Annotated in this window: 25 protein-coding genes and 1 tRNA gene; 12 read left to right on the top strand and 14 right to left on the bottom strand. The window is 58.5% G+C overall.

Features of this window, described 5'->3' with window-relative positions:
• Window position 1: 1 nt before the first annotated feature.
• Window positions 2–1,369 carry a polysaccharide biosynthesis/export family protein gene (locus tag MUY35_RS06235; protein ID WP_248364815.1) on the top strand — a complete coding sequence of 456 codons (1,368 nt, stop codon included), beginning with the start codon at window positions 2–4 and terminating at the stop codon, window positions 1,367–1,369.
• Here the strand turns inward: MUY35_RS06235 and MUY35_RS06230 are convergent.
• From MUY35_RS06230 to MUY35_RS06180, 11 genes are all read right to left on the bottom strand, one after another.
• Complete coding sequence (locus MUY35_RS06230; RefSeq protein ID WP_248364813.1) at window positions 1,366–3,330, bottom strand: AAA family ATPase; 1,965 nt, start codon at window positions 3,328–3,330, stop codon at window positions 1,366–1,368. The two genes, MUY35_RS06235 and MUY35_RS06230, sit on opposite strands and share 4 nt — an antisense overlap.
• A gap of 43 nt (window positions 3,331–3,373) precedes the next feature.
• Window positions 3,374–4,033 carry a sugar transferase gene (locus MUY35_RS06225; protein WP_248364811.1) on the bottom strand — a complete coding sequence of 220 codons (660 nt, stop codon included), beginning with the start codon at window positions 4,031–4,033 and terminating at the stop codon, window positions 3,374–3,376.
• Between the two features lie 144 nt (window positions 4,034–4,177).
• Window positions 4,178–4,570 (bottom strand): hypothetical protein, encoded by a 393-nt coding sequence (locus MUY35_RS06220; protein ID WP_248364809.1) that lies wholly within the window; start codon window positions 4,568–4,570, stop codon window positions 4,178–4,180.
• On the bottom strand, window positions 4,567–5,343 hold the full coding sequence (locus MUY35_RS06215; protein WP_248364807.1) for a hypothetical protein: 777 nt from the start codon (window positions 5,341–5,343) through the stop codon (window positions 4,567–4,569). Before MUY35_RS06215 ends, MUY35_RS06220 begins: the two co-directional genes overlap by 4 nt.
• A 35-nt stretch (window positions 5,344–5,378) precedes the next feature.
• Entirely contained in the window at window positions 5,379–5,708 is a 330-nt protein-coding gene (locus MUY35_RS06210; protein WP_248364806.1) for a hypothetical protein, read from the bottom strand.
• Between the two features lie 83 nt (window positions 5,709–5,791).
• Window positions 5,792–6,742, bottom strand: coding sequence for a LysR family transcriptional regulator (locus MUY35_RS06205; RefSeq protein ID WP_248364805.1), 951 nt, complete (start codon window positions 6,740–6,742; stop codon window positions 5,792–5,794).
• A gap of 26 nt (window positions 6,743–6,768) precedes the next feature.
• Window positions 6,769–7,803, bottom strand: a complete 1,035-nt coding sequence (locus MUY35_RS06200) for an oligopeptide/dipeptide ABC transporter ATP-binding protein (protein WP_248364804.1) — start codon at window positions 7,801–7,803, stop codon at window positions 6,769–6,771.
• Window positions 7,800–8,795 carry an ABC transporter ATP-binding protein gene (locus MUY35_RS06195; protein WP_248364803.1) on the bottom strand — a complete coding sequence of 332 codons (996 nt, stop codon included), beginning with the start codon at window positions 8,793–8,795 and terminating at the stop codon, window positions 7,800–7,802. Before MUY35_RS06195 ends, MUY35_RS06200 begins: the two co-directional genes overlap by 4 nt.
• A gap of 4 nt (window positions 8,796–8,799) precedes the next feature.
• The gene (locus MUY35_RS06190) at window positions 8,800–9,750 is read right to left on the bottom strand and encodes an ABC transporter permease (RefSeq protein WP_248364802.1); all 951 of its coding nucleotides are present in this window, start codon (window positions 9,748–9,750) and stop codon (window positions 8,800–8,802) included.
• Window positions 9,747–10,727, bottom strand: coding sequence for an ABC transporter permease (locus MUY35_RS06185; protein ID WP_248364801.1), 981 nt, complete (start codon window positions 10,725–10,727; stop codon window positions 9,747–9,749). The genes MUY35_RS06190 and MUY35_RS06185 overlap by 4 nt, the downstream gene beginning before the upstream one ends.
• 136 nt (window positions 10,728–10,863) lie before the next feature.
• On the bottom strand, window positions 10,864–12,420 hold the full coding sequence (locus MUY35_RS06180; RefSeq protein WP_248364800.1) for an ABC transporter substrate-binding protein: 1,557 nt from the start codon (window positions 12,418–12,420) through the stop codon (window positions 10,864–10,866).
• Between the two features lie 220 nt (window positions 12,421–12,640).
• Between MUY35_RS06180 and MUY35_RS06175 the strand changes: the two genes are divergently transcribed.
• The 4 genes from MUY35_RS06175 to MUY35_RS06160 are packed head-to-tail and all read left to right on the top strand — an operon-like array spanning window position 12,641 to window position 18,097.
• Window positions 12,641–13,051, top strand: coding sequence for a hypothetical protein (locus tag MUY35_RS06175; protein ID WP_248364799.1), 411 nt, complete (start codon window positions 12,641–12,643; stop codon window positions 13,049–13,051).
• Window positions 13,048–13,656 carry a TetR/AcrR family transcriptional regulator gene (locus MUY35_RS06170; RefSeq protein WP_248364798.1) on the top strand — a complete coding sequence of 203 codons (609 nt, stop codon included), beginning with the start codon at window positions 13,048–13,050 and terminating at the stop codon, window positions 13,654–13,656. The genes MUY35_RS06175 and MUY35_RS06170 overlap by 4 nt, the downstream gene beginning before the upstream one ends.
• Window positions 13,653–15,011 carry a hypothetical protein gene (locus MUY35_RS06165; RefSeq protein ID WP_248364797.1) on the top strand — a complete coding sequence of 453 codons (1,359 nt, stop codon included), beginning with the start codon at window positions 13,653–13,655 and terminating at the stop codon, window positions 15,009–15,011. The genes MUY35_RS06170 and MUY35_RS06165 overlap by 4 nt, the downstream gene beginning before the upstream one ends.
• Window positions 15,008–18,097, top strand: coding sequence for an efflux RND transporter permease subunit (locus MUY35_RS06160; protein WP_248364796.1), 3,090 nt, complete (start codon window positions 15,008–15,010; stop codon window positions 18,095–18,097). The genes MUY35_RS06165 and MUY35_RS06160 overlap by 4 nt, the downstream gene beginning before the upstream one ends.
• Before the next feature lie 213 nt (window positions 18,098–18,310).
• On the opposite strand, the gene MUY35_RS06155 is transcribed toward MUY35_RS06160, so the two are convergent.
• Window positions 18,311–18,386 (bottom strand) — tRNA-Lys (locus MUY35_RS06155).
• 110 nt (window positions 18,387–18,496) lie between these two features.
• Between MUY35_RS06155 and dapF the strand changes: the two genes are divergently transcribed.
• The 7 genes from dapF (at window position 18,497) to MUY35_RS06120 (ending at window position 24,489) form a co-directional block, all read left to right on the top strand.
• Window positions 18,497–19,333 carry a diaminopimelate epimerase gene (dapF, locus tag MUY35_RS06150; RefSeq protein ID WP_248364795.1) on the top strand — a complete coding sequence of 279 codons (837 nt, stop codon included), beginning with the start codon at window positions 18,497–18,499 and terminating at the stop codon, window positions 19,331–19,333.
• A gap of 1 nt (window position 19,334) precedes the next feature.
• Window positions 19,335–20,597, top strand: coding sequence for a tRNA (N(6)-L-threonylcarbamoyladenosine(37)-C(2))-methylthiotransferase MtaB (mtaB, locus tag MUY35_RS06145; RefSeq protein WP_248364794.1), 1,263 nt, complete (start codon window positions 19,335–19,337; stop codon window positions 20,595–20,597).
• 84 nt (window positions 20,598–20,681) lie between these two features.
• On the top strand, window positions 20,682–20,960 hold the full coding sequence (locus MUY35_RS06140) for a hypothetical protein (RefSeq protein WP_248364793.1): 279 nt from the start codon (window positions 20,682–20,684) through the stop codon (window positions 20,958–20,960).
• Between the two features lie 3 nt (window positions 20,961–20,963).
• Window positions 20,964–21,566, top strand: coding sequence for a glutathione S-transferase (locus MUY35_RS06135; protein WP_248364792.1), 603 nt, complete (start codon window positions 20,964–20,966; stop codon window positions 21,564–21,566).
• Window positions 21,567–21,785: 219 nt separating this feature from the next.
• Complete coding sequence (gene petA, locus MUY35_RS06130) at window positions 21,786–22,349, top strand: ubiquinol-cytochrome c reductase iron-sulfur subunit (RefSeq protein WP_248364790.1); 564 nt, start codon at window positions 21,786–21,788, stop codon at window positions 22,347–22,349.
• Window positions 22,350–22,360: 11 nt separating this feature from the next.
• Window positions 22,361–23,674, top strand: a complete 1,314-nt coding sequence (petB, locus tag MUY35_RS06125; protein ID WP_248364788.1) for a cytochrome b/b6 — start codon at window positions 22,361–22,363, stop codon at window positions 23,672–23,674.
• A 17-nt stretch (window positions 23,675–23,691) separates the two neighbouring features.
• The gene (locus MUY35_RS06120) at window positions 23,692–24,489 is read left to right on the top strand and encodes a cytochrome c1 (protein WP_248364787.1); all 798 of its coding nucleotides are present in this window, start codon (window positions 23,692–23,694) and stop codon (window positions 24,487–24,489) included.
• Window positions 24,490–24,558: 69 nt separating this feature from the next.
• Here MUY35_RS06120 and MUY35_RS06115 read toward each other — a convergent pair whose 3' ends face one another.
• A complete protein-coding gene (locus tag MUY35_RS06115; RefSeq protein ID WP_248364786.1) occupies window positions 24,559–25,251 on the bottom strand; it encodes an ATP-binding cassette domain-containing protein in 693 nt (230 codons plus the stop codon).
• Window positions 25,238–26,806 (bottom strand): thiamine/thiamine pyrophosphate ABC transporter permease ThiP, encoded by a 1,569-nt coding sequence (locus tag MUY35_RS06110; protein ID WP_248364785.1) that lies wholly within the window; start codon window positions 26,804–26,806, stop codon window positions 25,238–25,240. Before MUY35_RS06110 ends, MUY35_RS06115 begins: the two co-directional genes overlap by 14 nt.
• Window position 26,807: the final 1 nt, after the last annotated feature.

The following is a 26,807-nucleotide window of genomic DNA, read 5'->3' as shown; positions in this document are numbered from 1 at the left end:
TATGCACCACAGCGGATTGCGCGCACTTTTTCTTGGCACAAGCCTACTTATGTCGGGCTGCGGCGTGACCTATCACAGCCCTACTGTGCAAAGCCAAGCGGCTGGGCTGGACGTGAAGGTGGTGCCAATCACCGCAAGCTCGGTAAAGCAGGCGAACCGCGCACCCTATAGCCCTTTGGACTTGCCCGATGCGTTTCATTCAATTGCCAGCGGGTCGGGCCTGCGCGGCGCGGGGGCGTTACCGGACATGCCAGCCAGCCCTGACCAATCGCGCCAAAAGATCACCACCAAGCTGCCCGCACAGGTGGCCCCGCCCCGATATCAAATCGGCGTCGGGGATGTCGTAATGCTGGTCACCAAAGGGGCGGCCAGCACGATTGAGGAGCTCGGCGGGCTTCTGACCTCGCAGACCCAACGGAAAGGGTTTACCGTGCGTGACAATGGCATGATCGCTCTACCAGACATCGGGCAAGTCGCGGTCGCCGGAAAGACGCTGGAGGACGCCGAGGACGCTCTGTTCCAAGCCCTTGTCGCCAAGAATGTCGACCCGGCCTTCAGCTTGGAAATCACCGAGTTCAATTCACAGCATGTCGCGATTGGTGGCAAAGTCGCGCGGGCGGGCCTTGCGCCCATCACCCTGAAACCACTGCGCCTTGGCGACGCACTGGCCCATGCGGGGGGCGTCACGGCCAGCGACGTGGATACAACGGCGGTTCGGCTGTATCGCGATGGAACGCTTTATCAGCTGCCCGCCGCGACCCTTCGATCAGATGCCAAAGCCCGCAACCTAACCCTGCTGCCGGGTGACGCAATCTATGTTGACGAAAACTATAACTTGGACCGAGCGATGGCCTCTTACGAAATGCAAATCGCTGCGATTGGCCTGAAACGCGGTGCGCGCCTTCAGGCAATCTCGGAACTTGAAGCGGAAATGTCCGTAAACCGCGACGCACTGGACGAGCAACGCACAAATTTTGCCGCCCGCCGCGAGCTGGGCGCAGAGAAACGCGACTATGTCTATTTGGCTGGCGAGGTCGCGCAGCAGGGTCGCGTGGCACTGCCCTATGGGCGACAAGCCAGCCTTGCGGATGTGCTTTATGATGAAGGCGGGTTTGATACAAAAACCGGTGACCCGGCGCAGATCTATGTCATTCGCCCCGGCACTGGCGCGGATGAAACCAAGGTCACGGCCTGGCATCTGGATGCCACCAACGTCATAAATATCACGCTGGCCACCCGGATGCAGATGCGCCCCAACGACATTGTGTTCATCGAAGAACAACCGATCACCAAGTGGTCGCGCGCCCTCGAACAGGCCTTCCCGATCTTGATCAACAAGTCGGTCAATGGCGATAGCGGCGTGCCTTAGGTTGCACCATAATAGCCGTCGCCAAACCCAGCATAGACCGGGTTGGCGTCTCCATATCCATAGCGCGCCATTTCGCCCGGCCTGACCTGCGACAACACCAGCCCGGTGACCGCGCAATTTGCCATTTGGAACTGCCTCAACCCTTCGCCAACCTGTCGGCGGGTCGTCTTGTCCCATGCCACCATGAAGATAATCGCATCCGCATGACGGGCGATCACCCGTGCGTCCGGCACCACAAGCACCGGCGGGCTATCTATGACAATCATGTCATAGGCCGCGCGGGCTTCTTTCATCAGCTCTTCAAACCGGCGCGAGGCAAAGATGTCTGCCGCGCTGGTTTGCGTGACTTCCCCCAACAAAACATCTGCGCCCAATGCGGGAACGTGGTGCGCGCCGTCTGACAAAGACAAATCGCCTGCCAAAACGGAAACGATCCCGCGTTCGGGCGCGTCCGCAACATATTGCGTCAGAGTGCGACGACGAATGTCACCTTCGATCAGCAGAACGCGTTTGCCCAGCCCGGCTAGGTTCTGCGCAAGCGCGACAGCCTGCGTGGTCTTCCCCTCGCCCGGCATAGCCGAGGCTGTCAGAATTACTTGCGGCGGCTGGTCAATGTTCGACATTAAAAGCGAGGTACGTAGGTTGCGAACAGCCTCAACCACAGCAGCGGTCGGGTGATCGGCCAAAAACGGCACCAATTCGCTGCGATCTTCGACAGGAATGACGGGGATTTGGCCCAATACGGGCTTGCCTGTGGCCTGCTCCAACTCGTCTGCCGTGCGAAATCCAGCATGGAGGAACTGCTTTGACAAAACATAGATGCCTGCCGCAAACATACCGGCCAGCATCGACAGAAGCATGATCAACCCTTTCTGGAGTGACTGATACGTTCCCACTGACGCCGCCGACAGCACGCGCGCATCTGCCTGTTGCAGCCCGCCAAGCGCGCTGGCTTCTTTCAGGCGCGATAGAAGCGTTTCATACAGAACGCGCGTCGCCTGCGCTTCGCGCTCAAGCTGTTGCAATTGAGTCAGATCGGCCCCCTGCGCCGCGACAGCGCTTTCCAATTCGATGATCGAGCGTTGTAGCGCCGCCTTTTGCAATTCCAGCCGCTGCTGCGTCGTGTTGCTCTGCCCCTTGACCTGATCCATAGCCGCGTTGCGTTGCAAACCATTCAATCGCGCACGCGCATCTTTCAATCTGGCGTTCGCGATCGCCAGCCCCTCGACCGAGGTCAGAGCCATTCGCGCACTCATCGCCGCAACAGCTTCTTCACGCGCCGCCAGCTCTTGCTGCAACACACCCACGCGATCAGACAGCCACGTGACCGCGTCCTCGGCCGCAGAAAACTTGGTTTCCACCTGATCCTGAAGGTAAAGCGCGGCGAGTGCATTGGCCATTTGCGCGGCCTTGTTTCGATCTTCCGAGGTTGCAGAAATCGAAAAAATGCGCGTGTTCCGCTGGACCCGCGCCGAGATTGCGTTCTGGACATTACGCAACACCCGCTCATCGGCGTCTGTGTCCGCCGCAGCCAAGGGTCCGTTGCTCGCGTTGGGCAGAAAACCCATGCCCGACCGCAGCGCCGGGTTGAACTCCGCATCACGTGTCAGGTCAAGTTGCTCAACCAACCCCCGAACCAAACCTCGTGACCGGATGATGTGCAGTTCGGTATTCATGTCTGACAGATCGGACGACAATGCCTGTATATCGCTGTTCCGGTCCATTATCGGGTCGCGTGGCTGTTGCAACACAAGCAAAGCCGTCGCTGCATATTTGGGCCGGGCAATGCCAAAACTGTAAATTGCACCCAGCAGCAGACCAACCATGCCCAGCGCAACGATCGTCGCGCGACCCCGCCAGAGTACCCGCCCAATGTGCAAAAGATCCAGATCCTTTGCAGGCGCAAGCCTGTTCTGCGCAGCAGAGCCGTAAGGGCCGGAAAACCCGTGCCGTATGTTCATTCAAAGACCCTCGAAAAATATGTGACCATGGTTGCTTGCCCCGCTATCGCCCAGCGCGTCCGATGACGGTCACCAGCGTGCGCCAGAAGATCCAAGCCTCAAAACGCAGGCTGCGATTGGCGATGTAATGCAAGTCAGCCTCGACCTTTTTGACCGTGGCGGCGGTACCTTCGGCATAGCCGATTTCGGTCTGCGCAAAGCCGCTGATACCCGGCAGAACGGCATGACGATCCCTGTAGCCGGGAATATCGCGCAGAAAAGTAATCGCGTGGTCGTAGCAGTCGGGGCGTGGGCCGATCAGGCTCATCTCTCCACGCAGGACGTTGATAATCTGGGGAAGTTCGTCAAGGCGGCTTTGTCGCAAAGTCGCGCCCAGACAGGTGATCCGCTCTTGTTCCAGCGGATCATTCGCACGCCGCATCCGGGCCGATGGCGTCATTGTGCGAAATTTATACGCCATGAATGGGGCACAGTTTCGACCCATCCGGGGTTGCATGAACAAGATCGGTCCCGGATTGACAACCCTGTTTGCCAGCAAAAGGAAAAACGCAACTGCGCACAGGATCGGAAGAAGAAGCAGGCAGAAAAGGATGTCAAAGGCACGTTTTCCGACGGCATAACCGACCGGCGTAAAAACGCGAGGCATTGCCTGCGTTGGGTCCAAACCGTTCATCTGGCCGGGAGTCGTGCCGAAATCAGACATGAGATGCCTCATGGTTGCGCAATTGCCTCTTTATATCACCTCTAGGTTGTTATCACGATTTGAATAAACTGCAAAACAATTCGAACGCCACATGAAATGGGGTGGTCTCTCTGCCCACAAAATGAGCGGGCAGAGATTGGATATCTAATCTTCGATCGGCACGGGGGACAGGCCAAGCAATGGTATCGCCAACCCTGCGTCAAGCCCGATAACCGCGATCAACCGGTCAGCGCTAAGGCTGGGAAAACTGCCCGGTGACAGCGGCGACCAGATGCGCAGCGCGGATTGCGCAAACGCCGCCGCCGTGACATCTGCGTGTTCGGTATGGTCCGGCGCGCGCAGCGGTTCTGCGGCGGTCTGCGCAAACTGCGGCCCGGCAAGAAGGGACGCCAACGCGTAACGCTCGCCCTGCCCATCTTCCCATGTCGCGCTGCCAAATGTCTGGGCATCTGCGGGCGTGCTGCCGATACACAACGCGAATTGGTTTGCCTCGGCAATCATGTTTTCGGGGCAGGCAATGGTGATACGGATGCTCATATGGACACTCCCATCCGACTCGCCAACCACGCTTCAAGATCCGAGACCTGCGTCGCATTGGGTAGTGCCGCCTCTGCTGCCCAAACCTGCAAACCAAACAGGCGAAATGCGCCCGGAATACTACCTGTCACCTTGCCCAGTCCAACGCGAAGCGGTTGCGCTGCGACCGACTGAGTTGTCAGATTCTGGGCGGTGTCGATAACGACCGCACCGTCCAACCGCGCCGTGACATGCCCAGCGACTGCTTGAACCGTCACGACGTGCTTTTCGTGATCTCCCCAGATTGAGGGCGACGCAACATTGGTGGCCGACACCCCCTGCTGCGCCATGCGGCTGTAATACTGCAAGCGGTCAATATTCGGCCGCACGCCAACCGACATGCCGTTCGTGCTTGTCTTGCTGATCTCAGCAATATTGACACGCGCCGTGCCCGAATTCGACAGCATCTGATAGCCCAGAACCATCGTGACCGGGTTCTTCACGTCAAAAACAGCGGCGGTCAGCAATCCATCATCGACACCGTCGGCCTCGATCCAATGGGCGGTGCCATCGGTGCGATACGTCGGTCGTGCCGCGCTAACCGCCTGCGACAGATCATGGCCGTTGGGGGACAAATCCTGCCAAAGCCCGACCGGTTGGCTGTCGGCAGTTACGGCCAATGTGGCGGCCGCATCTTGAAACAGTCCGCCCGTCTGCGACGGGTCGAAAAAGACGGACGGCGACAAAGCCAAGGGTGAAAACGGGGTCGGCGCGGACCCCGCAGGTCGGCGCATCGCAAGCGCCGGAATATCATAACCCAGCCCCATCATTAGACGAGCACAAAGGCATGAATACCGGTGGCCGTTGTCCCGGTTGCCAACACGCGGCTAACCCCAACAGGCAAAATCGCATTGTCACCCACCATAACCGTCCGGCTGTGCCCGCCAACAGAGACAAACGCAACCGCGCCGCCCGTTTCGACATAAAGTGCGACGGCTACATTGCTAAGGTCCACGGCGTCAGAGGGGGCGACGGGTGCCATATCGGTTGCGGGTCCACGCAGGGAAAGCGAGCGGTTTTCGAAGGGGTTGGTCATCATATGCTCCTGACAGTTTCGCACGTTGATCACCGCCATGCCGAACAGATCGACGGCGGTCACGGATCGTCAGAGTCCTATGGATACTGGGTTGAGAGGGGCTAACCCGCCCGAACGTCGGCGCAAAGTTCTGTTAACCAATGCGGCTACAGCGGTGCGCCTGTGCTCGGTCGCGGCCGCACGCGCGACGGCTGATTTTCCAGCAATTGCGTCCACAAACCGTCCAGCGTGCCCTTTCTGTTCTTCGGGTCACGGTAGATGCGCACCTCAAGATCGGTCGCAAGCCTTTCGTCGACAATGGCCAACCGACCGTCGGCCAACTCGGTCTTGCACAGGCTCAGCGGCAGCCACCCAATGCCAAAACCCTCAAGAATCATGGCTTTCACACTGTTGGCCAATGCGTTTTGGTTCACGACCAGCATCTTTTGCGGCGTGATGGCTTTTTCTACTACGAAGTCCTGTACCGCGCGTAATGCAGACACCGCCCCATAAGACAAAAGCGGCATCGCATCCTTGCTGCCTGCCTTAAAAATAAACTCGGCCTTTCCGTCTGCCTTTGTGCGGGACACCGGGATGAAGCGATCCGACGACAGCGTCAGATGTTCGAAGTTCGCCACCTCAAGCGGGCCAAGGAAATCCATCGACGGGTGCCAATAGGTCAGGATGACATCGCAATAGCTTTGCTGAAGCGCGCTGACAAATTGATCCGCCGCCCACGAGGTCGAGTTCAAATCCGTATCCACGCCACCTTTGCTGACCAGAGGCGCGATCAGGTTCTTGTAATGCGTCATGTAAAGCGATTGCGACGTGGCGAAGCGAATGACATTCTCGCTGGCCGCATCAATGGTCTGGCACCGTTCGATCGTCGCTTCATAGGTGCGCAACATAATGCGGGCTTGCGACAGAAACACCTCGCCCGCTGGCGTCAGCGCCAAGGGCAGGATTTCGCGGTTGATCAGACGCACGCCAATCTCATTCTCCAGCGCACGAATGCGCCGCGAGAAAGCCGGTTGGCTTACATTGCGATCTTCCGCCGCGCGCGAAAAATTCTTGTACGCGACCAATGCTTCAAAATCTCGGAGCCAGATAATATCCAAAGACGCAGATCCAAATCAGGCGCCGGTCACCCTTCGTCCAACCGATTTTCCTCGACTGCGTGGCACGCCACGAGGCTGCCGTCGGGCTGGTGAATGGCTTTCGGCTTTTCACTATCACATCTGTTATTCGCAAACGCGCAGCGACTTTGGAAGGGGCAACCTTGCGGCATGTTGATCGGCGTCGGTATCTCACCTTTCAGGCGGATATGGTTCGGTCGATCGTCCTTCAGCTGCGGCACCGCGGACAACAAAGCCCGAGTATAGGGGTGTTTTGGATTGGAAAACAGGGTGGCCGTGTCAGCGACTTCACAAACCGATCCAAGATACAGCACCGCAACCCGTGTGCCGAAATGTTCAACGACGCTCAGATCATGGGTGATGAACAGATAGGTCAGCCCGCGACTTTCCTTGGCCTCCAGCATCAGGTTCAGAACCTGCGCCTGGATAGAGACGTCCAGCGCGCTGATCGGCTCGTCCGCGATGATGAACTCAGGGTCCACGGTCAACGCGCGCGCAATGGCGATCCGTTGGCGCTGGCCGCCGGAAAATTCGTGCGGGTATCGCTTGGCCCACGTGGGATCGACACCCACAGACATCATCACCTCGGTCACCTTTTCACGCACTTCTGCCGCCGAAAACGAGGGGTTGTGGTGGCGAACAGGTTCTTCCAACGCTTGGCGAATGGTCATGCGCGGGTTTAGCGACGCATAAGGGTTCTGAAAGATCATCTGAATTCTATTGCGCAATGGCTGCATCTGGGCGCGTGACAAATCGTCGATGCGCGATCCGTCATAGTGGATCTCGCCGCTGGTCGGGGTCAGCAAGCCCGCAACCAAGCGCGCGACGGTGGATTTACCGCAACCGCTTTCACCAACGACGCATAGTGCCTCGCCCCGGTTTACATCCAGCGTCACGTTATTAACCGCATGCACAGCGCGCTTTTCGCGGGTGATGCGACCGTTCCGAAACTTGAGCGTTTCAAGCCAGCCCTGATCAAGGTCGAACTGTTTTTCCAGCCCCTTGATTTCGACCAGCGGGGTCCGAACATTCATGTCTTTCATGCGTTCTGCTCCTGTCGCTCGCCTTCGGCCTGAAGCCGTTGAACCTCGTGGCAAGCGACCTGAACCTCACCGTATTGGGCAATTTCGGGTATCCGCGTGCGGCACAGGTCGGTTGCGTATTCGCACCGGGGATTGAAAGGGCATCCGGGCGGAATGTTCGTGAGCGACGGCATGTTGCCCGGAATTTGGCGCAGCTTGTGTCCCGGCAGGGTCTGTTGCGGCAAGGCGTTGATCAGCCCTTGCGTATAGGGGTGCTGCGGGTCGTTAATAATCTCGCGGGTTCGCCCGGCTTCAATGATGCGGCCTGCATACATGACCAAGGTGCGTTCGGTCATCTGACTGACGACGCCAAGGTCATGGGTGATCAGGATCAGGCCGACCTTGTTGGACTGACACAACTCCAACAGCAGTTCCATAATGTCGGCCTGAATGGTCACATCCAACGCCGTCGTCGGCTCGTCCGCGATAATCAGTTCCGGGTCCAGCAGAAGCGCGATTGCGATGATAATCCGCTGGCGCATCCCGCCAGACAGCTCATGGGGGTATTGGTCCAAACGCTCTTCCGGAGAGTTAATATAGACCTCGCGCAGCTTCACGATGGCGATCTGACGCGCCTCTTCCCGGCTGAGCTTGCGATGCGCCAGCAGCGTTTCGACCATCTGTTGGCCGATTGTTAAAACCGGGTTCAGCGTCACCATTGGGTCCTGAAAGATCATCGACATCTTGTCGCCGCGCAATTCGCGCAGGCGCTGGTCGCTCATCTTGACGACGTCTTCACCGTCAAGCAGGATCTCGCCGCGATCCACATAGCCGGGGCGACTGATCAGCTTCATCAACGCAAAGCCGGTGATTGACTTACCCGCGCCACTTTCGCCAACAATGCCCAGACGTTCCCCCTTGGCCACATCGAACGAGATGCCGTTCAAGGCGGTCACGGTTTCGTCGCGCATGGCGAATTTGACGGTCAGGTCGCGAACGGAAAGCAATGACATCGCGTTACCCCTTATAAAGTTTCGGGTTCAGGACATCGCGCATCCAATCACCCAGCAGGTTAATCACCAGCACCAGAACAACCAGCACAACACCGGGGATCACGGTGATCCACCAGCTGCCCGAGAAGATATAGTCGAACCCGGACGAGATCAGCGACCCAAGTGACGGTTGGCTGGGCGGCATACCCAAGCCAAGAAAGCTAAGCGAGGCTTCCGAAATGATCGCGTTGGCCACCTGCACCGTCGAGATGACGAAGATCGGCGACAGTGAATTTGGCAGGATGTGGCGCACCATGATCCGTCCGGGGCCAAATCCCAGCACGCGCGCGCTGTCGACATATTCTTTCTTCTTTTCAGCCAACACGGTTGCCCGCACGGTCCGTGCATATTGCGGCCATTCAGCCACGCCGATCACCGCAATCAGAAAGAACACCGCATATCTGTTAAACACCTCCGTCCCGAACATCGCCTGCGTGACGGCCAGAAAGATAATCGCAACCATCAACGTCGAGAACGATAGTTGAATGTCTGCCATCCGCATCAGCAAGCTGTCCAAGCGCCCGCCGATATAGCCTGCAATCAGGCCGATCGAGATACCAAGGAAGGCCTGCAACGCGACGGCGCAGATACCGATCAGCAACGAAAGGCGCGTGCCATACAGGATCGTGGACCACAGATCGCGGCCCTGATCATCTGTGCCAAGAACGAACTCGGGCAACGCGCCATCAATCCACGCCGGCGGATATTCGGAATTCATGATGTTAATCTGCGCGGGATCATAAGGGTCGTATGGCGCGATCAACGGCGACAGGAAGGCCGCGCCTGCGATCAACAGGAATATGACCATACTGACCATCGCCACCGGGTTGCGCCGAAAGCTGTAGGCCATGTTCGAATTCACGATCTTTGACCAACGCGAGGGTTCCATATTCGGGGAAATCGTCTCGGTACTCATGCGCCCATCCTCGCCAGATTTACGGTCGGGTTGACCAAGCCATAGATCAGATCGACGATTGTGTTGGTCACCACGAAGATGAAGCCGACCACGATCAGATAGGCGACGATCAGCGGGGTGTCGACGCGGTTCACAGCTTCAAGGAACATGAAGCCCATGCCCGGCCACTGGAACACGGTCTCGGTCAGGATGGTATAGGCCACCATGGTGCCGATTTGCACACCGCCCACCGTAATCACCGGCAGAAGCGTATTTTTCAGCGCGTGCACGAAATAGATGCGCCACGGTCTGATACCTTTGGCGACCGCGTATTTCACGTATTCCGATTGCAGCACTTCCATCATCTCGGCCCGGATCAGCCGCACAAACAACGGCAACATGATCGACGCCAGCGCGATTGACGGCAGAATGATGTGCATCCAGCCATCGGCTGTTGCAAAGTTGGTTTCCCAATAGCCCCAGACATGCACGACGTCACCGCGCCCAAAAGACGGGAACCATCCGTAATTGACCGAAAAGACAAAGATCATCAGGATGGCGGTCAGGAACACGGGCACCGAAATACCGATGATCGACAGGCCCATGATAATGCGGCTCAGGATCGAGTCCGGTTTGATCGCAGTATAAACGCCAAGCGGAATGGATAGGCCGATGATGATGATCGTGGCGCCCAGCACCAGCTCTAGCGTGGCGGGCAGTTTCTTCATGATCACATCAAGCGCCGGCTCTTTGAAAAAGTAGGACGTGCCCAGATCGCCCTGAAGCGCATTGCCGGCAAAGCGCAGGTATTGGGTCATAAAACTGTCATTCAGGCCCAACTCGTCGCGCAACTGCTGGCGAACCTCTTCTGACACCGACTGACCAACCAGCTCACGCAATGGGTCGCCAAGATTGCCTTGGATGGCAAACGCGATCAACGAGATGACGAACATCACCGCTATCGCCTGAAAAACTCGCTTCACGAGATAGGCAAACATCAGAACTACCTTATTCGATAGAGGTTGTGTCGCGCGGGTCAGGCTGACAAGCCGAAGACAAGCCGTTCAGGCAATCAAAGCGCAACCAAAGTGCAAACCGGGCCAGTGACATGCACCAGCCCGGTTGCTGTTTTCCTTATTCGACGACCAAGTCACCGAAATAGGGGAAGTTCAGCGCGTTCACGATTTCACCCGTGTTCATGCCAGCCTTTGAACCCCAAGCCAGGTTCTGCCAGTGCAGCGGGATGAAGGCGGCCTCTTCATACAGAATGCCTTCCAGCTTTTTCAGCATTTCGCCGCGTTTTGCTTGGTCGGTTTCCGTATTCGTGGCGATCATCAGCGCATCAGCTTCCTCGTTGCAGTAAGCTCCCGAGTTATACTGACCGTTGCCAGTCGCCTCATCAGGACAAGCCGACAGGAACTGGTGGAAGTTTGCAGAATCTTCCGTGTCCGCATGCCAGCCGATCATCATCATATCAGCCGCACGTTCATCAAACGCGGGCCAGTATTGCGCTTTCGGCATGGTTTGCAGGTCAACTTTGATGTTGATCTGTGCCAGCATCGACGCAACAGCCTGTGCGATCTTGTCGTCGTTCACATAGCGGTTGTTCGGCGCCATCATGGTGATCGAGAAGCCATCGGCATAACCAGCCTCTGCCATCAGAGCCTTGGCTTTTTCCACGTCGAAACGCGGTGTCAAAGCCGGGTCGTGGCCCAGATAGCCTGCAGGGCTTGCTTGCGCACCAACGGTACCGAAGCCACGCATGATGCGGTCAACAATACCGGCGTTGTTCACGGCATAGTCAATCGCCTGACGAACGCGTGCATCCTTGAACGCCTCGACACGATCCTGGTTCATCTGAAACGTGATGATCCGGGTGCCTGCCATGGTGATCAGGTCAACGCCTTCGGCATCGGCCACACGTTGCAGATCGGTCGGCGGAACCGGCGCGATGAAATCAACGTCGCCCGACAGAAGCGCGGCTACACGGGTCGGGTCTTCTTTGATCGGGGTCAGGACGATTGTGTCCACGTTGCCTTTGCTGTCGGTGTCCCAGTAATCCGCAAAACGGTTGAACACGACTTTCACGCCCTGCTCACGTTCGCTGATGGTGTAGGGGCCAGTGCCCGACACGTTGCGCGACGCGAAGCTGTCACCGTGCTTGACGATTTCAGCCTTGTCTTTGCCATCATCGGTTTCGCCTGTGTAAAACGCGCTGTCCATCGGGAAGATGTACGTCGCGGTGTGCAGCACCAACGGATAAGGCTCGGATGTTTTCAGGTCGAAGGTCATGTCGTCGATGACTTCAACATCGGTGAACTGTGCAAAAATTCCTTTGAAGTCGTCACTTTGCTTCAGACGATCAAAGGTCCAGTCCACGTCTTTCGCGGTCAGCATGTTGCCGCTGTGGAACTTCACACCGCTTTTCAGCTTGAAACGCATGGTGGTGTCGTCGATCTGCTCCCAGCTTTCAGCAAGGCGTGCTTCGAACTGAAGATCCTGCGTCCAGCGCACCAGCGGGTCAAAGACCATATGCGACAATTGAAGCGTGCCACCCGAAAGCTGTTCGTGCGGATCCAGCGATACCGGATCGGCGTCATAGGCAACGCGCACGGTATTCTCGGCAAATGCTGCCGACGCCATTGTCGCCACGACGGCCGCAGCCGTCAGGCTTCTGACAAATTTCGTCATTGAATTACTCCCCTGTGTTTGTGACGGCGACGCTAGCCCTGTGTCGGCCACAAGCGCAAATGCTCAAATCGAATAGCCAATGCAGCGGACGCATGAGATGCGCGAAACTCTGTCGGCCACGGGGCGACAGAGTTCTGCCGGTAGTTACGCCAGTTCGGTATTGAAACCCAACGGCATCGCGTGTAGTTATAGAACTATAACCTTGCAAGCGAGGCACCCGATGAACACCCAAACCCCACAGCAATCCACGCCACTTCGTTGGTCAAAACCAATTGCCGTTTTGGCACTGATCTTTGGCGTGATGACGGTCTTTTCCGGCGGCAACGTGCTTTTTGGCCCTGCAGAGGCACGGGATATGGCGGGCAACTACATCGGCTTCGTCGTCTGGTTCAACTTTCTGGCAGGCTTTGCATACATTGCAGCGGCTGTTGGTTTGTGGCTGGGCAAGGGCTGGGCAATCCGACTTGCTGGATTGATCGCAGCAGCGACCGCGATCGCCATCCTAGGGTTCATCCTCGCCATACTAAGCGGCAGCGCGTTTGAGATGCGCACCGTCGGTGCCTTGGCCCTCCGGTTCTCGTTCTGGACAGCAATCGCGCTGGTAATGCGCCGGGGGGTCAAGCAGCCATGAAGGCCCGCAAATCCTCCGATGATCGCAAGGCCGAAATCCTGACCGCGACCTTGGACTTGGCGTTCGAAGTCGGACCTGACCACGTGACAACCGGCAAGATCGCCGGGCGACTTGGTTTGACGCAACCGGCAATTTACAAACACTTTCCTAAGAAAGAAGATATCTGGCAGGCCATCACAGAAACGCTGTGCGCCCGGATTTCCGAAAACACTGCTCAGGGCAACCTGCCAGACACGCCGCCTTTAGAAGCCCTTCGCGGCATGGTTCTGCGCCACCTGCATCTGGTTACAGAATTCCCGGCCCTGCCGGAAATTATGGTGACCCGTGATCCGACCGGCAGGCTGACGGATACTCGCCGTCGCATTCAGGCGGCGATGAGCAGTTTACGCAACGCATTGGCGCTCTGCCTCGAAAAACTGCGCACGGCGGGGAAGCTTCGCCCCGATTTGCGCACCGAAGACGGTGTGACCTTGCTGGTCGGAATAATCCAAAGCTTGGTATTGCGCCTGATCGTGACACGCGACCCAACCCCCCTTGTGCAAGAAGGAACACGCCTTCTTGACCTCCAATTATCGCTGTTTGAACCCGAAGGAAGCCAGCCATGAAAACCGGTTTGAAATTGGCCCTGATCACCCTTCCCATTGCTTTGATCGGCGCAGCTATTCTGGCCTACGTGATATCAAACAAGGCCCCGCCGGAACGAATAGAGCTTGCCGAACGCGCCAGCGCGGTGCGTGTGGTTGCCGCCGAAACCCGGCAAATTGCCCCTACGCTTGTCGGTTTTGGTGTTGTTGCGCCCGCCCGCACATTTCAAGCCATCGCCGAGGTTGGCGGCACCGTCGACTATGTAAACCCCGCGTTGCGTGACGGGCAGATATTGCCCGCAGGTTCGGTGTTGCTGCGGCTGTCACCGACAGATTTCAACCTTGCCATCGCACAAGCCAATGCCAACATTCGCGCCGCCGAAGCGCGCTTGGCTGAACTGGACATATCCGAGGCGAACCAACGCGCCGCCCTAGAGATCGAGCGTGAAGCGCTGGCCGTAAAGGCAGCCGATCTGGCCCGGGCCGATAAATTGTTCACCGCAGGCACCATAACGCAAACCGCCCGCGACGCTGCACGGTCAGCGCATCTGGCGCAGCGTCAAAAGGTGCAAGGCATCGACGGCACGCTTGCGCTGCTACCGACCCAGCGTGCGGTGCAGACCGAACAGATCGCGCTCTATCGAACAAACCTTGCCACCGCGCAACGGAACCTTGTACGCAGCGAAATGACGGTGCCATTCATTGCGCGGGTGGCCACCCATTCGGTTGAGGTCGGGCAATTTCTAAAAGCCGGTCAAGCCGCCGCCACGCTTGACGGAGTTGATCAGGCCGAAGTCGTCGTTCAGGTGTCGATGGACAGCTTTCGCACCCTTGTGCGGTCTGGCCAACGCGGCACGGCAACGTTGCCGTTGGACCCGTCAAGGATGACCGAAACGCTGCATGAATTGGGCTTGAACGCGCTGGTGCGATTGCGACTGGGCGACGAGGTCGTGACCTGGCCTGCCCAGGTTGACCGTATCAGTGACGGCATTGACCCCAAAACCGGCACTGTCGGCGTGGTGGTACAGGTGAACAACGCCTATGGTCAGTCCGGCAACGGCAACCGTCCGCCCCTGACCAAGGGCATGTTTGTGGATGTCGTGCTCAGCTCCGAGCCAGTTTCCGGCATCGTCGTGCCGCGCAGTGCTTTGCGCGACGGGCAGATTTTTCTTGCCGAGGCCGACAACCGGCTGCGCATCGTTCCGGTCACGCCGCAACTGGTGCAAGGCGCGATCGCCATGTTGGGCGATGAAATTGGCGAAGGCAGCCAGATTGTCCTCAGCCCTCCTAATCCTGTGATCGAAGGCGCATTGTTGGACCTGCACCCGGACACCGAATTGATGAACCGCTTGATGGTCGAGGACGCAGCACAATGATCCGTTTCTTCGCGGCGCACCCGACCATCGCCAACCTTCTGATGATCCTGTTCCTAGCGGCTGGTCTGTTCGTCAGCCCCACGCTGCTGCGCGAAACCTTCCCCCGCGCCACCCCAAGCGAGGTCGAGATCAGCGTGCCCTATCCCGGCGCCCGCCCAGAGGAAGTCGAGACCGCCATTTGCGAGCGAATTGAAAACGCGATGAACGCTGTAACGGGCATCGACCGGCAGTCTTGTGAAGCGCGCGAAAACTCTGCGCGTGCCGTGGTGAAGATGCGCGAAGGCGACGACTTCCAAGCCTTTGTCGCGGACGTGAAGTCAGAAGTTGACGCAATCACCGATTTCCCTGATCGGGCCGAGGCCGCCACGGTCAGACCTCTGGGCCTGACCGATTTCGTCGCCTCAGTCGCCATCACCGGGCCAGAGATGCGCACGGATCTGAAGGACTACGCCGAACAGGTTCGCACCGGCATGTTGCGTTGGGGCGGTATTCCCAAGGTCGACATCCGCGGCTTTTCCACCCGCGAATTGCAAATCGACCTGCACCCTGGCGACCTGCAGAAATTCGGAGTCTCGGTCGCGGACATCGCGCGCGCCATTCAGGCAGGAAGTTTGGACCTGCCCGCCGGTAGTATAGAGGCGACCAATGAGACCCTTCTGGTGCGCGTTGCCGAAGAACGGCGCGACACCAGCACTTTGGCTGCTTTGATCGTTCGCTCCTCCGCGCAAGGCGGACAGGTCCGGCTGGGTGATATCGCCGATATTTCGGAAGGGTTTGCGCTGGACGATGACGTGATCTTGTTCGATGGCCGACCTGCCGCGATCCTAGACATCACCAAGACCCGCGCGGATGACAGCCTGCGCACCATGGACGCGTTGAAGGCGTTTCTTGACGCTGAACGCGCGCAGGCCCCGCCCGGCGTGACGCTTGCGATCACCGCCGACGGCGTTTCGGTCGTGCGTGACAGGCTGACATTGGTGGTGGTCAACGGGCTGCAAGGGCTGGCGCTTGTGTTCCTTGTGCTGTGGCTGTTCTTCGGTTTCCGGTTTTCGTTCTGGGTCGCGATGGGACTGCCGGTGTCGTTCATGGGTGGCGTCGCGTTGATGGGATTGATCGGCTATTCGCTGAACCTGATGACAACACTGGGCCTGTTGATCGTAATCGGGCTGCTGATGGACGACGCCATTGTCATTGCCGAAAACATCGCCCGCCTGCGCGAAAAGGGCCGAAGCGCGCTGGATGCCGCCGTCGAAGGCGCAACGCAGGTGTTCCCCAACGTGCTTGCCTCGTTTGGCACAACCGCGATGATCTTCGGCTCGCTCGCGTTTCTGTCTGGCGATCTGGGCGCGGTGCTGCGGGTCGTGCCGGTGGTGATGCTGTTCGTCCTGATGGTATCTCTGGTCGAGGCGTTTCTGATCCTGCCCCACCACCTGATACACAGCCTCGAGGTGTCCACCCACGACACCGGCATCCGGGCGCGCGTTGAAAGCGCGGTGGACTGGACCCGCGACCGCCTTGTCGGGCCGCTTGTCGATCTGTGCATCCGTTGGCGGTATGTCGTCGCGGGTCTTAGCCTGTCGGTGCTGTTGATTTCGGCAAGCATGTTGGCTGGCGGGTATCTGAAATTCACCGCCTTCCCCGAACTGGATGGCGATACAATTGTCGCGCGGGTTCTGCTGCCGCAAGGCACACCCCTGTCACGCACCGAACAAGTCATATCCCAGTTGCAGGACGGTCTGGACGAGGTGAACACCACCCTGACACCCGAACAACCCGAAAGCGCGACCCTGATCCGCCATACTTCCGTCTTTTACGGCCTGAATCGGGACGCATTTGAAACTGGCGCGCATGTAGTCACGCTCAGCGTTGATCTTCTGCCCTCCGCTGACCGGGTCAGCACACCGGATGAAATCATGGAGCTTTGGCGCGACACCGTCGGACCCGTGCCCGATGTGATCAGTTTGAAATATGCCGAAAGCACCATCGGCCCCGCCGGGATCGCGATTGACCTGCACCTGAAAGGCGATGATCTGGAGGCGCTTAAGGCGGCATCGGTCGAACTGCAGGACTGGCTGTGGCAATATCAGGGCGTGACCTCGATCCTGGATGACCTGCGTCCGGGCAAGCGTGAAATGCGCATCACGCTGAAGGATGCTGCCGGACCAATGGGGATCACTGCGGCGATGGTCGCAGACCAGCTTAGGGCGGCCTATCTTGGCAGCACGATCAGCGAAATGCAGATCGAAGGCAGCTTGGTTGAGGTCACCGCCCAATTCGGCGCACGAGAACGCGGCAGCCGTGATGTGTTTGACGGTTTCAACGTGACCCGTGCCGATGGTTCTTACGTGCCGCTGACGGTCGTGGCTGATGTCGAGATCGGTCAGGGATACAGCCGGATCAACCGCGAAGACGGCGTGCGCAGCGTGACCGTGCAAGGCTCAATCGACACCCGCACAGCAAACGCGAGCGCCATTGTCGGTGATACGATGACCCGGTTCGTACCGGGCCTTCTGCAACGCCACCCAACCGTCACACTTGACGTCGAAGGTCAGAACGCCGAGGCGGGCAAAACGCAGCAATCCATGCTCAAAGGGTTCGTAATCGGACTTCTGGGCGTGTTCCTGCTGCTCAGCTTCCTGTTCCGATCCTATGTTGAACCGATCGTGGTGATGCTGGTTATTCCACTGTCATTGCCTGGCGCGATCTTTGGCCATATGGCGATGGGACTGGATTTCTCGATGCCCAGCATGTTGGGTTTCGTCGCGCTGGCCGGGGTTGTGGTCAACAACTCGATCCTGCTGGTAGATTTCATCAAACACGAACACGAAGGCACTGCAAACGTGTCGCAAGCGGCCGCGCTGGCTGCGCGGGCGCGGTTCAGGGCGATCTTTCTGACCACCACCACGACCACCGCAGGGCTTTTGCCGATCCTGACGGAAACCAGCCTGCAAGCGCAGATTCTGATTCCGTTGGTTTCCAGTCTGGTGTTTGGCCTGCTCAGCGCCAGCCTCGTCGTGCTGTTCGTGCTGCCAGCAATTTACGCCATTCTGGATGACCTCAAATTGAGCACTCTGGCGAAGATGTGAAAGGGTTGAAAGATCGAATGCCCGGGCACCAACTCAAACCGCTGTTCGGTGACGATGCCCACCACAGGCGAAAGATACAAACTGATTCCAACGCTTAGTCGTATCCGGCTTGCCACGGTGTTCCGATTGCTTCCGTTTGGTTTCCGACCAACAGAAACACGAAAGCCGCGCCTTTCGGCACGGCTCGCAGCACCCGGATACTTGAGGTGAAAGTGGTGAGCCGTGATGGGTTCGAACCATCGACCTACTGATTAAAAGTCAGTTGCTCTACCAACTGAGCTAACGGCCCACACTATGAGCGCGGTGACTATAGCTGCCAGTTTAGCAGGTCAACCCCAATTTCCGCGGAATCTGTTCGAACTCTGGCAAAAGTTTTAACAAGGGCTTATATCGCGCGTTATGGCATCTGACGGCACAAAAACCCAAGCACTCGACTTCATGAAATGGCATGGGGCGGGCAATGACTTCGTGATCATCGATTCACGGGGGAAAGATGCCGTGGTGACACGCGAATTGGCGGCTGGGCTGGGCGACAGGAACCGGGGTGTCGGGTTCGACCAACTGGCCGATATCCGAAGCTCGGACGCCGCCGATATCGACCTTGATTTCTGGAACGCAGACGGCAGTCGCGCGGGGGCTTGTGGCAATGCTACGCGCTGCGTGGCGCGGTATTTGATGGACGAGACCGGCAATACCGCCCTGACCATCCGCACCGCGCGCGGCATTCTCGAGGCTCGAACTGATGGCGATCAAGTCTCAGTGAACATGGGTACGCCGCAATTGGCTTGGGACGAGGTGCCTTTGTCTCATAACGTCGATACGGCCCACCTGCCGCTAGACGGCGACCCCGCTGCTGTCGGAATGGGCAACCCGCATTGTGTTTTCTTCGTCGGGGATGCCGACGCGGTGGATGTCGCGGCCATCGGCCCGCGCATCGAACACGACCCACTGTTTCCGCAAGCCACCAATGTAGAGTTTGCCGAAATCCGCGCCCGAGACGAGATCAGAATGCGCGTCTGGGAACGCGGCACCGGGATTACGCTGGCCTGCGGATCAGGTGCGTGTGCGACCGCCATTGCAGCGCATCAGCGCGGCCTGACCGACAAGCGCGTGCGGATGGAGCTAGATGGCGGTTGGCTAACCATTGACTGGCGCGACGATGGGGTCTGGATGACCGGACCGACAGCCTTTGTTTACAATGGCCAACTTACGCCCGCCTTCCTGAAGGGGCTGTAGCATGGCCACAACTCCCCCTGTTTTCGCGACGCTGGGCTGTCGCCTGAACGCCTATGAGACCGAGGCGATGAAGCGGCTTGCTGACGAGGCGGGCGTTGAAAGCGCTGTTGTGGTGAACACATGTGCCGTCACCGCCGAGGCTGTGCGCAAAGCCCGTCAGGAAATCCGCAAACTGCGCCGCGAAAACCCCGACGCCAAGGTGATCGTCACCGGTTGCGCGGCACAGACCGAGCCTGAAACCTTCGCGGCCATGGACGAAGTGGACGCCGTGATCGGCAACCACGAAAAGATGGAACCCGCGACTTGGGCGGGCCTTGCCCCTGATCTGATCGGCGAAACCGAGCGTGTGCAGGTCAACGACATCATGTCCGTGACGGAAACCGCCAGCCATCTGATTGATGGGTTCGGCACCCGCTCCCGCGCCTATGTTCAGGTACAAAACGGTTGCGACCACCGCTGTACCTTCTGCATTATCCCCTATGGCCGGGGCAATTCGCGCAGCGTGCCCGCTGGCGTCATTGTCGAGCAAATCAAGCGCCTTGTGGACAAGGGCTTCAACGAGGTCGTGCTGACCGGCGTGGACCTGACCAGTTGGGGGGCAGACCTGCCGGGCGAGCCGCGTTTGGGTGATTTGATCATGCGTATCCTGCGCCTTGTGCCGGACCTGCCACGCCTGCGCATCAGTTCGATCGACTCCATTGAAGCGGACGACAACCTGATGCTGGCCATCGCCTCTGAGCCGCGCCTGATGCCGCATTTGCACCTGAGCTTACAGCACGGCGACGATCTGATCCTAAAACGGATGAAACGCCGCCACCTGCGCGACGACGCCATTGCCTTTTGTGAAGAAGCGCGGCGGCTTCGGCCTGACATTACGTTCGGGGCCGATATCATTGCGGGCTTCCCGACCGAAACTGACGCCCATTTCGAAAACAGCCTGAAATTGGTTGAAGATTGCGACCTGACATGGCTGCACGTCTTTCCTTATTCGAAACGTGAAGGCACCCCGGCGGCAAAGATTCCCACGCAGATCAACGGAACGATCATCAAAGAGCGCGCCGCGCGCCTGCGCGCGGCCGGTGACGCACAAGCCCACCAGCACCTGACCGCCCAACTTGGACAAGAACACCGCATCCTGATGGAAAATCCCAATATGGGGCGGACCGAACAGTTTGCCGAGGTCAGTTTTCAGACCGCGCAGGTAGAAGGCTCCATCGTCACAGCCACCGCAACCAGAATTGACGACCACCGGCTGGTGGTCTGATTCATCGGCGATTGACTGCCGTTTTGACGGGAAAAGTGGACATGCGGCCCCCTCGCCCCTACATTTAATGTGAAGGAGGATCACATGCCCCTACCGCTTGCCCCTATTGCGGCCTTTGCCATCCGTTATGGCACTGTTGCTGTTGCTACTTATGCTTTTGCCCGTTCTATCGAACCTGGGCGGCGCGATCAGCGTCACGAAGATGCATTGGATGATGCCCCTGAAGGCATGACCGCCCACCGTGACAACGAGCAGATGAACGCCACCGCACGCGTGCGGCGTGTGATTCGACTTGGCACGGATGGCCCCGGAATCGAGATTGACGCCGTTAGCCTGACCCGTATCCGTTTTCGGAAGGTCTGATCCATGCAGCTCATCTATTCGCCCGCATCGCCATTCGCGCGCAAAGTTCGGATGATGATTCTGGAAACGGGCCAGCAGGACGGTGTTGAGCTGGTTGAGGTCGTGTCCTCGCCAACCGACCCAAACCCACAATTGACTGCAGCCAACCCGATGTCAAAAATCCCAGCGCTTATCCGCAGCGACGGGCCGACGCTTTATGACAGTCGCGTTGTGACACGGTTTCTGGATGCGCGCGCCGGAAGCAATCTTTACCCCGATGACCGCATCTGGGAGGTTCTGACCCTTGAGGCAACGGGCGACGCCATCATGGATGCAGGCGTCTTGATGGTCTATGAAAACCGTTGCCGCCCTGAAGACATGCAGTTTGGCGGCTGGATGGACGCACAATGGGGTAAGATCGAAGGTGCGCTTGACGCCTTGAACACCCGCTGGATAAGCCATCTGTCCGGCCCTTTGGATATGGCGCAAATTTCTGTCGCCTGCGCGTTGGGGTACCTCGACTTTCGCCACGCGGACCGTGAATGGCGCAAAGGGCGTGATGCATTGGACGATTGGTTCGCCGTGTTTTCTGCCCGCGACAGCTTTAAGGCCACGACCCCTAGCTGAGTCGCTCAAACCGCAAAACGCAGCTCGATCTGGCCGGGTTTTCCCACACTATGCGCGCTGACATGCGGCAACATAACCTTGAAAAGCCGCGCCTGCGCCCTAATGACTTCTGGACGGGGCGCAATTCCTTGGATAAACAGCCGCGAAACGGACTGCTCTTTTGGGCGGTCTACTGTCGTGTCGGTTGCAATTCTGCGACCTAGCTAGGGAGATGCGCTCTTGTCACAAGCCGACGACCACCAAGGATCCCGCCGGGACTTCCTTTATTATGCAACAGGTGGTGCCGCAGCCGTTACGGCCGGTGCCGCAGTTTGGCCAATGGTCAACCAGATGAACCCCTCGGCTGACGTGAAAGCGCTCAGCTCGATCCGTGTGGATATCTCGGGCGTTGAAGTTGGCAGCCAAATCACCGTGAAATGGCTGGGCAAGCCGGTTTTCATCCGTCGCCGCAACGACGAAGAAATCGCCGCCGCCCGCGCCGATGACGAAGCCTCTCTGCCAGATAGCCTCGCACGCAACGACAACCGGGATGCGACACTTTCCGCTGCCGACGAAAACCGCACAATGGACGAAAAGGGCGAATGGCTGGTCATGATGGGTGTCTGCACCCACTTGGGCTGCGTGCCTTTGGGTGATGGCGCTGGTGACTACGGTGGCTGGTATTGCCCATGCCACGGTTCGCATTACGACGCATCTGGTCGTATCCGTAAGGGTCCCGCACCCGAAAACCTGCCCGTTCCCGTCGCCGAGTTTGTCGACGAAACGACGATCAAACTGGGCTAAGGGAGGCTTATATGTCCGGAATTCCTCATGATCATTACGAACCCAAGTCGGGGTTCGAAAAATGGCTGAACAAACGGCTTCCCGTCGTTGGTCTGCTATATGATACGCTGATGATCCCCACGCCCAAGAACCTGAACTGGTGGTGGATCTGGGGCATCGTGCTGACCTTCTGTCTGGTGATGCAAATTGTGACAGGCATCATTCTGGTGATGCACTACACACCGCATGTCGATATGGCCTTTGCGTCTATCGAACACATCATGCGTAACGTGAACGGCGGGCATATGCTGCGCTATGTTCATTCCAACGGCGCGTCGCTGTTCTTTGTGGCGGTTTATATCCACATCTTCCGCGGCCTGTTCTACGGTTCTTACAAAGCACCACGCGAAGTGACGTGGATCATCGGTATGCTGATCTACCTTATGATGATGGCGACCGGCTTCCTTGGCTATGTTCTACCTTGGGGTCAGATGTCCTTCTGGGGTGCCACGGTTATCACCGGCTTGTTCGGGGCGATCCCGTTCATCGGTGAAGGCCTGCAAACATGGCTTCTGGGCGGCCCGGCTGTCGACAACGCCACGCTGAACCGCTTCTTCTCGCTGCACTATCTGCTGCCCTTCGTGATCGCAGCGCTTGTTGCCGTTCACATCTGGGCCTTCCACACCACGGGCAACAACAACCCGACCGGTGTTGACGTACGCACCGGGTCGAAAGAAGAAGCCGAGAAAGACACCCTGCCGTTCTGGCCCTACTTCGTCATCAAAGACCTGGTTGGCCTTGGCATCGTGCTGATCATCTTCTTCGCCATTGTCGGCTTCATGCCCAACTATCTGGGTCACCCCGACAACTATATCGAAGCGAACCCGCTATCGACGCCTGCACACATCGTTCCGGAATGGTATTACCTGCCCTTCTACGCGATCCTGCGTGCCTTCACCGCCGACGTTTGGGCCGTGCAAGCTGCAAGCTTCCTGACCGGCGGTATCGTCGATGCGAAGTTCTTCGGTGTGCTGGCCATGTTCGGCTCCATCTTCGTGATGGCTCTGGTGCCGTGGCTCGACACCTCATCGGTTCGTTCGGGCCAGTATCGTCCAGCGTTCAAGTGGTGGTTCCGTCTGCTGATCATCGACTTCATCGTTCTGATGTGGGTCGGGGCACGCGACACGGAATTCCCGCATGACTGGATTTCGCTGATTGGCGCGACCTACTGGTTCGCATACTTCCTGGTCATCCTGCCGCTTCTGGGTCTGTTTGAAAAACCCACGACGCCACCGGCCACCATCGAGGAAGACTTCAACGCCCACTATCCCGGCGCAGCCGAGTGAGAAAGGATCGAGGATCAATGATCAAGAAACTCGCAACATCCGCCGTCATCGCGCTGGCGCTCACCACTGGTGGTGCGTTGGCAGCTGGCGACGAAGGTCACATCGAAGACATCGCCTTCTCGTTCGAAGGTCCCTTCGGCAAATATGACCAAGAACAGCTGCGTCGCGGCCTGAAAGTCTATACCGAGGTCTGTTCGGCCTGCCACGGTCTGCGTTACGTACCCTTGCGTTCGCTGGCTGACGAAGGTGGCCCGAACTTCACCGAAGACGAAGTGCGCGCCTATGCTGCCGAAAACTTCTCGGTCTATGACGCAGAGCTAGACGAAGATCGCCCGGCCATACCGGCGGACTTCTTCCCGACCGTGTCGGGTGAAGGCATGGGCCCTGACCTGTCGCTGATGGCCAAAGCCCGCGCGGGCTTCCACGGTCCCGCTGGCACAGGTCTGAACCAGCTATTCCGCGGTATCGGTGGCGCGGAATACATCGCCAGCTTCCTGACCGGGTTCACCGGTGAAGAACAAGAAGTGGCTGGCAGCGTGCTTTATGGCAACACCGCCTTCCCGGGCGGCTGGGTGTCGATGCCTCCGCAGATCGAAGATGAAAGCGTCGAGTATGACGATGGGCACAACAATTCTGCCCACCACATTGCTGAAGACCTTTCCGCCTTCCTGATGTGGACTGCCGAGCCCAAGATGATGGCCCGCAAACAAGCTGGCTTCGTCTCGGTCTTGCTGTTGGTGCTGCTGACATCGCTGCTGTATCTGACCAACAAGAAGATCTGGGCGCCGCATAAGGGCAAACATCTGGACCTGTAATTCCAGTTAACTCTGAACAACAAAGGGCGCCTTCGGGCGCCCTTTTCTGCTTCGCGGGACTGGTTGGTCTTACCTACCCAGATAATCGCGCAAGGCGTCTGGCGGGTTGTCAAAAATCTGTGCAGTCGGTACCGGAGCATACGCGCGCCCATCGACCACCAGAATTACATCATCCGACATCACCCGAGCATCTTCGGGGTTGTGGCTGACCATCAGAAGCGTGGCCTTCGTCTCGCGTGCCAATTCGCCAACCAAGTCTAACATTTCAGCCCTCAGCGCTGGTCCCAACGCGTCAAAGGGTTCATCCAGCAACAGTATCGGGCGATCACGCAGCAAGACCCGTGCAAGCGCCACACGCGCGATCTGGCCGCCTGACAATTGCGCAGGCTTGCGCGCGCCTTTGCCCGTCAACCCTACGCGAGCTAGCGCGGCCTCTACCCGATTGCGATCCTCACGCGTCAACCGCAAATCGGGCCGCAGCCCCAAGCCGACATTTTGCGTGACCGTCAGGTGCGGAAACAGGTTGTTGTCCTGAAACACCATGCTGATCGGGCGCGCCGCCGGATCATCGGTCATCGGCGCACCGCGCCACATCACACGGCCACGCGTCAGCGGCTGGAACCCTGCAATCATCGCCAGCAAGGTCGACTTGCCCGCGCCTGACGGCCCCAACACGGCGACGCGCCGCCCCTCTGGCACGCTAAGGTCCGCGGCGAGCGTGAAGTCTCCCATATCAACCCATGTATCTTCAAGTGTCAGCATTCACGCGACCTCCGCGGTCAAATATCCAGAACAGCAAAAGCGACAGGCCGAGTAGAAGCACAGCAGCTGCCGCTGCGTCCTCCATCCGGTACGCCCCCATCAAGCGATAAAGCTGCAAAGGAAGCGTAACACCCTGTGAATCGGCGAACATTGCAATGACGCCAAGATCGCCCATCGACAAGGCCGCCGCCAGACCAAGCGCAAAGCCGATCGGCTGGCGCATACGCGGCAACCACAATAGGCGCACGCGAGTAAGCCCATGCAGCCCCAGCCCATCCGCCAGCGCGCCATAGTCCCGTTCAACACTGGTCAGTGCAGGCACCAAGGCGCGCAGGGCAAAGGGCAGGCTCATCGCGGCATTCACAAGGGCCGTGACCGGCAGCGCAAGGTCCGACGGCTTTACGAAGGGAAACAGAATCAGAAACAACCCCGTTCCAACAACCAACGGCGACGCTGCAATGGTCAGATACCCTAAGCCTTCGACCAACCACGCCCCCCGCTGGACAACCAGTGCCGCAATCGACATCGCCAGCGTCAGGGTCAAGAACGCCGACCCCAGCGCTACAACAAGTGACCGTATCGCAGCCTGAAACACTGAAGGGGGCAGCGACAACAGACCCGGCACACCATTCAGCACCACCATCATTAACGGCAGCAACAGAAACAAACTGGCCAATGTGATGAACACAACATCCATCACGCGTTGGATCGGGCTGTCGTCCCAACGCTGCACCGCGCGATCAAGCCCGGTGCCCATATCGCCGGGCATGGCTATCCGAAACGCGATCAGCGCCCCACCTGCCCCCATCGCAAATTGTATCAGCGCCAGAAGTGCGGCGCGGCCAAGGTTGAAATCGAACTTAAAGGCTTCATAGATCGCAAGCTCAACCGTCGTCGCGCGCGGCCCCCCACCCAGTGTCAAAGCCACGGCGAAGGAGGTCAGGCAGATCAGGAAGATTACCAGAAACGCGCCCGGTATTACCTCACGCAGCATCGGGCGTTCCAATAGGCGTGCGATGTCGGTCGGACCCATGCCAAGGGATGCGGCCAGACGAAACCGCTCGGCCGGGATCGACAACCAGCCTTGCAGGATTAGCCGGGTCGCCAGGGGCAGGTTAAAGAACACATGGGCCAGAATGACTCCGTGGTATCCATAGATCGAAATCGGCTCAAACCCGAATACACTCAGCGTTATGCTGATGATCCCTTTGTTCCCAAAAACCGCGATCAGACCCAGCACGACAACGATGATCGGCAGGATGAACGGCGCACCCAACAGTGTGACAAGCGCCGTGCGCCCCGTGAAACTGCGTCGCGCCAGCGCCCGTGCGACCGGAATGGCTAGCACAACGCTGACGCCCGCCGACAAAACCGCTTGCCATAGGGTAAAACGGATTGCGGCCCAGTCCGCTGGCCCCAATCCCCGCCCGCCTTCCGCCCGCAGCGCCACCGCCAAAAGGGTGCCGAACACCAACACCACCAGTAGCAGTGCGGCCACAAGGCCGGGCCAGTGCGACAGCCAAGCGGGGCGACTTATACGGCCCGACTGTGCCATT

The organism is Aliiroseovarius sp. S1339, assembly GCF_023195695.1.
GTDB lineage: Bacteria > Pseudomonadota > Alphaproteobacteria > Rhodobacterales > Rhodobacteraceae > Aliiroseovarius.
Note: the sequence above shows the minus strand (reverse complement) of the source record. Positions and strands in the feature narration are given on the sequence as shown.

What these genes read in the sequence shown, in the direction of transcription:
- MUY35_RS06185 (WP_248364801.1), bottom strand. Translation starts at nt 10,727, where the DNA reads ATGTTTGCCTATCTCGTGAAGCGAGTTTTTCAGGCGATAGCGGTGATG.
- MUY35_RS06135 (WP_248364792.1), top strand. Translation starts at nt 20,964, where the DNA reads ATGCAGCTCATCTATTCGCCCGCATCGCCATTCGCGCGCAAAGTTCGG.
- MUY35_RS06225 (WP_248364811.1), bottom strand. Translation starts at nt 4,033, where the DNA reads ATGTCTGATTTCGGCACGACTCCCGGCCAGATGAACGGTTTGGACCCA.
- dapF (WP_248364795.1), top strand. Translation starts at nt 18,497, where the DNA reads ATGGCATCTGACGGCACAAAAACCCAAGCACTCGACTTCATGAAATGG.
- MUY35_RS06220 (WP_248364809.1), bottom strand. Translation starts at nt 4,570, where the DNA reads ATGAGCATCCGTATCACCATTGCCTGCCCCGAAAACATGATTGCCGAG.
- MUY35_RS06140 (WP_248364793.1), top strand. Translation starts at nt 20,682, where the DNA reads ATGCCCCTACCGCTTGCCCCTATTGCGGCCTTTGCCATCCGTTATGGC.
- MUY35_RS06195 (WP_248364803.1), bottom strand. Translation starts at nt 8,795, where the DNA reads ATGTCATTGCTTTCCGTTCGCGACCTGACCGTCAAATTCGCCATGCGC.
- MUY35_RS06230 (WP_248364813.1), bottom strand. Translation starts at nt 3,330, where the DNA reads ATGAACATACGGCACGGGTTTTCCGGCCCTTACGGCTCTGCTGCGCAG.
- MUY35_RS06120 (WP_248364787.1), top strand. Translation starts at nt 23,692, where the DNA reads ATGATCAAGAAACTCGCAACATCCGCCGTCATCGCGCTGGCGCTCACC.
- MUY35_RS06170 (WP_248364798.1), top strand. Translation starts at nt 13,048, where the DNA reads ATGAAGGCCCGCAAATCCTCCGATGATCGCAAGGCCGAAATCCTGACC.
- MUY35_RS06215 (WP_248364807.1), bottom strand. Translation starts at nt 5,343, where the DNA reads ATGCGCCGACCTGCGGGGTCCGCGCCGACCCCGTTTTCACCCTTGGCT.
- mtaB (WP_248364794.1), top strand. Translation starts at nt 19,335, where the DNA reads ATGGCCACAACTCCCCCTGTTTTCGCGACGCTGGGCTGTCGCCTGAAC.
- MUY35_RS06110 (WP_248364785.1), bottom strand. Translation starts at nt 26,806, where the DNA reads ATGGCACAGTCGGGCCGTATAAGTCGCCCCGCTTGGCTGTCGCACTGG.
- MUY35_RS06235 (WP_248364815.1), top strand. Translation starts at nt 2, where the DNA reads ATGCACCACAGCGGATTGCGCGCACTTTTTCTTGGCACAAGCCTACTT.
- MUY35_RS06165 (WP_248364797.1), top strand. Translation starts at nt 13,653, where the DNA reads ATGAAAACCGGTTTGAAATTGGCCCTGATCACCCTTCCCATTGCTTTG.
- MUY35_RS06160 (WP_248364796.1), top strand. Translation starts at nt 15,008, where the DNA reads ATGATCCGTTTCTTCGCGGCGCACCCGACCATCGCCAACCTTCTGATG.
- MUY35_RS06115 (WP_248364786.1), bottom strand. Translation starts at nt 25,251, where the DNA reads ATGCTGACACTTGAAGATACATGGGTTGATATGGGAGACTTCACGCTC.
- MUY35_RS06175 (WP_248364799.1), top strand. Translation starts at nt 12,641, where the DNA reads ATGAACACCCAAACCCCACAGCAATCCACGCCACTTCGTTGGTCAAAA.
- MUY35_RS06200 (WP_248364804.1), bottom strand. Translation starts at nt 7,803, where the DNA reads ATGAAAGACATGAATGTTCGGACCCCGCTGGTCGAAATCAAGGGGCTG.
- MUY35_RS06190 (WP_248364802.1), bottom strand. Translation starts at nt 9,750, where the DNA reads ATGAGTACCGAGACGATTTCCCCGAATATGGAACCCTCGCGTTGGTCA.
- petB (WP_248364788.1), top strand. Translation starts at nt 22,361, where the DNA reads ATGTCCGGAATTCCTCATGATCATTACGAACCCAAGTCGGGGTTCGAA.
- MUY35_RS06180 (WP_248364800.1), bottom strand. Translation starts at nt 12,420, where the DNA reads ATGACGAAATTTGTCAGAAGCCTGACGGCTGCGGCCGTCGTGGCGACA.